The sequence below is a fragment of the Citrobacter sp. wls757 genome (assembly GCF_005280935.1).
GTDB classification, from domain to species: domain Bacteria; phylum Pseudomonadota; class Gammaproteobacteria; order Enterobacterales; family Enterobacteriaceae; genus Citrobacter; species Citrobacter portucalensis.
In genome coordinates this window covers 143,899-149,931 of record NZ_SZWU01000069.1, presented here as the reverse complement: position 1 = coordinate 149,931, position 6,033 = coordinate 143,899, and the positions used below count along the sequence as shown (strand labels likewise).

Sequence of the window (6,033 nt, the reverse complement as noted above, 5' to 3'; positions counted from 1 at the left end):
CGCCTGTTCAGGCGGCTTCTTCGTCTTCCAGCCGTAGTTCGGCATCGGCCACAATCGCTTCCAGCTCTGTCAGCATTTCTTCATAGCCGAAGGTAACTGTTTCTTGTTTTTTCGGCTCAACCTGAGGCTGGCGTTTTTTTGATGATTTCTTGCTCAATAGTCGTACTCCATTGTTTTCCCTGACTATACGGGCAAATCTATCAGCAAAGCGCGCAGCGGGGTATCGGCGACTAACGTTATGTTAGTTTCGTCACGAATAAATGCCCCATCGCCACAGGTGAGCGCTTCTTTTTCGGCGCCAGACGTCACCGCATGGAATCTGCCGTGAATCGACTGTAAATAAGCACGTGGCCCATGTAACTGAAAACTCAACGATTCACCTTGCTGTAGCTCAACGTGGTGCACCCATACCTGTTGGCGCAGATGCAGGCTGCCTTGTTCACCGTCCGGCGAGGCCAGCAACTGATGCTTACCGGTGCTCAGCGTGGCTTTCTGTACACAGGCGTTTTCACGCTGCGGGCAGGCGTCCAGCCAGAGCTGCATCCGGGTTAACGGTTTGTCTTTGCTGATATTGTGTTCGCTATAGCTAATCCCGGGCTGTGTCGCGAGCAGCAAAACTTCACCTGCTTTGGCCTTGATATGGTTGCCTTCGCTGTCTCGGTACTCCGCTTCCCCTTCGAGGATCAGATTGACGATATCCACCTTCGGATAGGTCCGTGGCTGGAAAGAGGCCCCCGGTGCCAGAACTTCCTGGTTCAGAACACGCAGCGAGGCATAACCCAGCAGTTTAGGATCAAAATAGTGTCCAAAGGAGAAGGTATAACGGGCCTGCAGCCAGCCGTAGTCTGCTTGCCCGCATTGTTTGGCTGTACGGGTAGTAATCATAGTTCTTGACCTCTCTTTACTTCCTTTTATGTTAAATGGCTAGACGCTGCATTGTTAGCCAGATATTCTGCCCGGTATGTTCAAATTTCCTGAATGAGAACGAGATGGCCAAAGAAAGGGCTTTAACGCTTGAAGCGTTACGCGTCATGGACGCAATAGACAGACGCGGTAGTTTTGCTGCTGCGGCAGACGAACTGGGACGCGTTCCTTCCGCACTTAGCTATACCATGCAGAAGCTGGAGGAAGAGCTGGACGTGGTGCTGTTTGACCGTTCAGGCCACCGCACAAAATTCACTAACGTTGGGCGTATGTTGCTGGAGCGCGGGCGCGTACTGCTGGAAGCTGCGGATAAACTGACTACCGATGCCGAAGCATTGGCTCGCGGTTGGGAAACGCATCTGACTATCGTTACCGAAGCGCTGGTGCCGACGGCGGCGTTTTTCCCGCTGATCGACAGGCTTGCCGGGAAGGCCAATACCCAGCTTTCCGTTATTACCGAAGTTCTGGCGGGGGCGTGGGAGCGTCTTGAGCAGGGGCGGGCGGATATCGTGATTGCGCCGGATATGCATTTTCGCTCATCCTCAGAAATCAACTCGCGCAAGCTGTACTCGCTGATGAACGTCTATGTAGCGGCCCCGGATCATCCCATTCATCAGGAGCCGGAACCGTTATCGGAAGTCACCCGCGTTAAATACCGTGGGATCGCGGTGGCGGATACCGCCCGTGAACGTCCGGTGCTGACGGTTCAACTGCTGGATAAGCAGCCGCGTCTGACGGTGAGTACGATAGAAGATAAACGTCAGGCGCTGTTGGCAGGGCTTGGCGTGGCGACGATGCCGTACCCACTGGTGGAAGAGGATATTGCGGCTGGTCGGCTGCGGGTCGTTAGTCCGGAATCGACAAGCGAGATAGATATTATTATGGCCTGGCGTCGTGACAGCATGGGCGAGGCGAAATCCTGGTGTCTGCGGGAAATCCCCAAGCTGTTTGCGGGTAAATAGCCTGACTGTTACGCCGGATGCGGTGCGAAGCACCTTATCCGGCCTGGAAGACGGAGTATGTTGTAGGCCTGATAAGCGCAGCGCCATCAGGCATCTACATATGCTACGTCAGGATAACTGTTTGGGATCGGGCCCGAAGCGGTTGCTCCCCTGAGTCCCGTTTTGACAGTTGAAAATGATGATCACCAGCCAGCCTACGATCGGGATCAGCAGCACCAGTAGCCACCAGGCTGAACGATCGGTGTCATGTAAACGCCGGAACTGTACCGCCCACCACGGAATAAAGACCAGAACCCCGTAAATCGTCGTTAATATGCCTTCTCCACCGGCGCGCTCCCAGCCAAACATTCTGTCCAGAATACCCAGCACGAATGTGAAGATGATGTTGACCAGCACAAACATCCAGTATTCTTTACGACGTGCGCGGCCACCAAAACCAAAGTAATTCTTTAATACGTTTAAATACCAATCCATTTTTGCCTCGTTCTGCATTCAATTACTTGTTTTTAAAGTAATCAAATTAAGAATAGCTGTGAATGAAATGATGGTAAATATTTACGGTATTAATTATTTAGCCCCCAAATGGGGGCCTGTGTAAATCAGGCGAAACGCTCGTCACGCCCATGAGGTTCGTTGAGGTCCTGCCACGGCCCAACAGAAATAATGCCGGTCGGGTTAATGGTTTTGTGGCTACGGAAGTAGTGATTGCGGATATGATCGAAATTGACGGTTTCCGCAATACCCGGCATCTGGTAGATATCACGCAGGAAACCGTACAGGTTCAGATAGTCGCTAATCCGGTGTTTGTCGCACTTGAAGTGGGTGACATACACGGGATCAAAGCGTACCAGCGTGGTCCACAGGCGAATGTCGGCCTCGGTTAACTGGTCGCCGGTCAGGTAGCGATGTTGCCCAAGGATCTGCTCCAGTCGTGCCAGAGATTGAAAGACGTTATCCACGGCGTCGTCGTAGGCTTCCTGACTGGTGGCAAATCCGGCTTTATACACGCCGTTATTAACGTTGTCATAAATCCAGCCGTTCAGCTCGTCGATTTTGCTTTGCAGGGCAGGGGGATAGTAATCTCCGGCTTTCGCGCCCAGCGCATCAAACGCGGTGTTAAACATGCGGATGATTTCTGCAGATTCGTTGCTGACAATGGTGTGGTTCTTTTTATCCCACAGCACCGGAACGGTGACCCGACCACTGTAGTGCGGATCGGCGTGTAAATAGAGCTGATAAAGAAATTCGTGCTGATACAGGGTATCGCCGGTTGCCGCCGGGAAGTTATCGTCAAAGGTCCAGCCGTTTTCCAGCATCAGCGGATGCACAACAGAAACGGAAATAAACGGTTCCAGCCCTTTGAGTTTGCGCAAAATCAGCGTGCGATGCGCCCACGGACAGGCCAGAGAAACGTACAGATGATAGCGGTCTTTTTCGGCAGCAAAGCCACCTTCACCGGTAGGGCCAGGCGCGCCATCCGCGGTGAGCCAGTTACGGAAAGCCGATGCAGAACGTTGAAATTTTCCACCGGTTGATTTGGTATCGTACCAGGTGTCATGCCAGACGCCGTCAATCAGTTGTCCCATGATTTTCGCCTCCTCAGATAGCAAAAGCGAGGAGATATCTCCTCGCTTTTTGATGTGTTCAGTATAGTTTGCTTACCACTTTTTATTCAGCACACGGTCAATACTAAATGCGCCTGGACCGGTGATAGCCAGCAGCAGGAAACCGCCTGCGATGGTCAGGTTTTTCATGAACATCAGAGAGTTCACACCTTCCGCAAAGTTGCTGTGGAAGAGGAACGCCGTCAGCAATGTGAAGCCTGCGGTGAACAGCGCGGTTGTACGGGTCAGGAAACCGAACAGAATTGCCAGACCGCCGCCAAACTCAAGCAGAATCACCAGCGGCAGCATAAATCCTGGGACGCCCATGGCTTCCATGTACTGTTGGGTACCCGCATATCCGGTGATTTTTCCCCAACCTGCGGTAATAAACAGGATTGGCATCAGAATGCGCGCTACCAGTACACCAACATCTTCTAATTTCTTCATCATACTCTCCAGGAAACCACTCAGGCGGCTTATTGTGTTTTTTTGTGCATCGACGCTGCAGAGCGCGTCGTTGCTGTCGATGGAGAGAATCATAAACGTGCTTAATGAGAATTGTTAGCAAGGAAAACTGTCAGTATTTTTCAAAAATTTTGAGGTTGGGGGTAAGAAAAGGATTAGCCGCGCAGTTGCTGCTGTCTGATGGTCGATTTCACCAGACGCCAGATACTCCAGACGCTAAAGCCGCGCTTAGCCCAGCGTACCAGCAGATTCGGGTTGCGGATGGTGCGAACCGCCATAATACTGCTCGCGACCAACACCCAGCCACGCAGGTTCAGTAGCGTCTTCCAGCCACGATCGTAGACCTCGGTGGCTTCCAGCCAGTCGCGGCGAGTCGCAGACAGATCCAGCCGTTGCTGCTGGATCTGTCCAAGCAGTTGCGCCTTACGCTTTTGACGTTCGACTTTGCTGCTCATTATGCATCATCCTCCAGGGCTTGCCTGTCATTAGCGAGTTCCTGGCGTGTATGGCGTAGCAGCGTTGTTTTACGTGCTTTACGCAGCGTCCATATCCCGCCAATCAGCGCTAACAGCAACAGCACAACGGTGGTAGCAATCATGGCGTTCAGGCGGTATTGAGGGTCAATAGCCCAGATGATAAGCACCATCAGGCTCATCAGGCCAAACGCCGCGAACAGCATAGTCAGCCCAAGCATCAGCAGGATCTGGATGAGATTGGCTTTTTCCTCTTCCAGCTCAACGACGACCAGCCGCAGCCGTGTTTCTACGATCTCAACGAGAATCGTCAGGATCCGCTGTCCAATACCCAGTACGCCTTTGCCTGGACCTTGTGCGTGTTGAGAATCAGCCATTGTTAACGGCGCGACAGCAGTACACCAAGCACCACACCGACTGCAGCGCCAATGCCGACGCCTGTCCATGGGTTTTCGCGCACGTAGTTATCGGCTTTAGCCGCGGCCTCACGGGTCTGTTTGGCAATTACATCGCTGGTTTCACTCAGACGATGGCGGCTCTCGCGCAGCGCATGTTCGGCTTTGCTGCGAATTTTACTCATCTCTTCCTTCGACTTATCGCCAGAGGAGCTAAGTACTTCTTCAAGCGTATCCGCAAGAGATTTCAGCTCAGCGCGCAGGTTTTCCGTAGCATTATCTTTCGACATAGTTTTCTCCAGTTGAGTGGCTAGTTACCGTACTTAGTAATCGCGGGTCTCGAGTTCTTTTAGCTCTTGCTGGGCTTCAGCAAGCTTGTGTTCACGCTTTGCTACCTTATCCGCATCGCCTTTTTGCTTAGCTTCGGCTAAGTCACGTTGACGCTCGGCAATCTCATTTTTCTGCTCGGCGATTTTTTTCTGATGGTTGGCGCGCAGTTTGCTGTCAGTACAGTTTGCTCTGACTTCGCTCAGCGCTTTGTTCAGCCCATTGATACGGCTCTGATTGTTGTGTTTTTCGGCATAGCTAATCTCCCGCTGAATGTCTTGTTCTTTTTCCTGACAGAGGGTGGTGGCGTAGCTGCCGGCACTGAGAGCGAAAAGGCTAATTGCCAAAGCGATGCGGTATTTCATTCTTGAACCTTCCATTGTGATTCGACCTCGTCGTTTAGGGTCGATGCTCCAGAATAATAAAGCGTTGGGTCATAAACCCAGTTTATTAATCATAGGCGCTAAACGGTGAAATCACCAAAGTGAGTGATCTAATTCAGATTCCTGGAAATTAACCAAAACGGTGTGGGGTCTCACGTAAGCGGGATAACCACTGAACCGCCTGATTATTATCATCCTGCTGAGCGATAACGAAACCGTGCGGTAACGTTCGATCCAGTACGACCTTTGCCGCTGCGCTCTGTGCACTGGAATCAAAGGTAATCAGCAGGGCGTCATTTTGCGGAGTGATGCTTTTAAAACGAATGCCGTTGGCATCCAGGTGATGCCAGATAGAGAAGCCATCAGGCATGCTGGCTCCCTGGTTTACGGCACGAATGGCAAGCGTTGACTCCTGCTGGCGAATGACCGACCAGGTCAGGAGCAACGCGCCGATGAACAACATAAAAGTGGTGGACCAGGCAAGTCGTCGGAGCGTTATG

11 protein-coding genes are annotated in these 6,033 nt (G+C 52.1%); 1 reads left to right on the top strand and 10 read right to left on the bottom strand.

The window, feature by feature from the left end:
- Positions 1-7: 7 nt before the first annotated feature.
- Both FDW94_RS19510 and FDW94_RS19505 read right to left on the bottom strand, forming a co-directional pair.
- Entirely contained in the window at positions 8-157 is a 150-nt protein-coding gene (locus tag FDW94_RS19510; protein ID WP_003828578.1) for a hypothetical protein, read from the bottom strand.
- Positions 158-183: 26 nt separating this feature from the next.
- Complete coding sequence (locus tag FDW94_RS19505) at positions 184-885, bottom strand: pirin family protein (protein ID WP_060683154.1); 702 nt, start codon at positions 883-885, stop codon at positions 184-186.
- Between the two features lie 104 nt (positions 886-989).
- Between FDW94_RS19505 and yhaJ the strand changes: the two genes are divergently transcribed.
- Entirely contained in the window at positions 990-1,886 is an 897-nt protein-coding gene (gene yhaJ, locus FDW94_RS19500) for a DNA-binding transcriptional regulator YhaJ (RefSeq protein ID WP_003024855.1), read from the top strand.
- A 108-nt stretch (positions 1,887-1,994) separates the two neighbouring features.
- Here the strand turns inward: yhaJ and FDW94_RS19495 are convergent, their stop codons facing one another.
- The 8 genes from FDW94_RS19495 to mzrA all read right to left on the bottom strand — a co-directional run bounded on the left by FDW94_RS19495 (position 1,995) and on the right by mzrA (position 6,032).
- Positions 1,995-2,360: a DUF805 domain-containing protein gene (locus FDW94_RS19495; RefSeq protein ID WP_008785879.1), complete on the bottom strand. Its 366-nt coding sequence runs from the start codon at positions 2,358-2,360 to the stop codon at positions 1,995-1,997.
- 125 nt (positions 2,361-2,485) lie between these two features.
- Positions 2,486-3,472, bottom strand: a complete 987-nt coding sequence (yqjG, locus tag FDW94_RS19490) for a glutathionyl-hydroquinone reductase YqjG (RefSeq protein WP_008785878.1) — start codon at positions 3,470-3,472, stop codon at positions 2,486-2,488.
- Positions 3,473-3,544: 72 nt separating this feature from the next.
- The gene (locus FDW94_RS19485; RefSeq protein WP_003024847.1) at positions 3,545-3,937 is read right to left on the bottom strand and encodes a DoxX family protein; all 393 of its coding nucleotides are present in this window, start codon (positions 3,935-3,937) and stop codon (positions 3,545-3,547) included.
- Positions 3,938-4,110: 173 nt separating this feature from the next.
- Entirely contained in the window at positions 4,111-4,410 is a 300-nt protein-coding gene (locus FDW94_RS19480; protein ID WP_137378114.1) for a YqjK-like family protein, read from the bottom strand.
- Entirely contained in the window at positions 4,410-4,805 is a 396-nt protein-coding gene (locus FDW94_RS19475) for a phage holin family protein (protein ID WP_137378113.1), read from the bottom strand. Before FDW94_RS19475 ends, FDW94_RS19480 begins: the two co-directional genes overlap by 1 nt.
- Positions 4,806-4,807: 2 nt before the next feature.
- The gene (locus tag FDW94_RS19470) at positions 4,808-5,113 is read right to left on the bottom strand and encodes a YqjD family protein (protein WP_003024832.1); all 306 of its coding nucleotides are present in this window, start codon (positions 5,111-5,113) and stop codon (positions 4,808-4,810) included.
- Positions 5,114-5,146: 33 nt separating this feature from the next.
- Positions 5,147-5,515 (bottom strand): DUF1090 domain-containing protein, encoded by a 369-nt coding sequence (locus tag FDW94_RS19465; protein WP_032941739.1) that lies wholly within the window; start codon positions 5,513-5,515, stop codon positions 5,147-5,149.
- A gap of 148 nt (positions 5,516-5,663) precedes the next feature.
- Entirely contained in the window at positions 5,664-6,032 is a 369-nt protein-coding gene (gene mzrA, locus FDW94_RS19460) for an EnvZ/OmpR regulon moderator MzrA (RefSeq protein ID WP_162623447.1), read from the bottom strand.
- Position 6,033 lies beyond the last annotated feature (1 nt).

Excerpts from the sequence above, each read along its gene's own strand:
- FDW94_RS19505 (WP_060683154.1), bottom strand. The coding sequence starts at position 885 with ATGATTACTACCCGTACAGCCAAACAATGCGGGCAAGCAGACTACGGC.
- yhaJ (WP_003024855.1), top strand. The coding sequence starts at position 990 with ATGGCCAAAGAAAGGGCTTTAACGCTTGAAGCGTTACGCGTCATGGAC.
- FDW94_RS19495 (WP_008785879.1), bottom strand. The coding sequence starts at position 2,360 with ATGGATTGGTATTTAAACGTATTAAAGAATTACTTTGGTTTTGGTGGC.
- yqjG (WP_008785878.1), bottom strand. The coding sequence starts at position 3,472 with ATGGGACAACTGATTGACGGCGTCTGGCATGACACCTGGTACGATACC.
- FDW94_RS19485 (WP_003024847.1), bottom strand. The coding sequence starts at position 3,937 with ATGAAGAAATTAGAAGATGTTGGTGTACTGGTAGCGCGCATTCTGATG.
- FDW94_RS19480 (WP_137378114.1), bottom strand. The coding sequence starts at position 4,410 with ATGAGCAGCAAAGTCGAACGTCAAAAGCGTAAGGCGCAACTGCTTGGA.
- FDW94_RS19475 (WP_137378113.1), bottom strand. The coding sequence starts at position 4,805 with ATGGCTGATTCTCAACACGCACAAGGTCCAGGCAAAGGCGTACTGGGT.
- FDW94_RS19470 (WP_003024832.1), bottom strand. The coding sequence starts at position 5,113 with ATGTCGAAAGATAATGCTACGGAAAACCTGCGCGCTGAGCTGAAATCT.
- FDW94_RS19465 (WP_032941739.1), bottom strand. The coding sequence starts at position 5,515 with ATGAAATACCGCATCGCTTTGGCAATTAGCCTTTTCGCTCTCAGTGCC.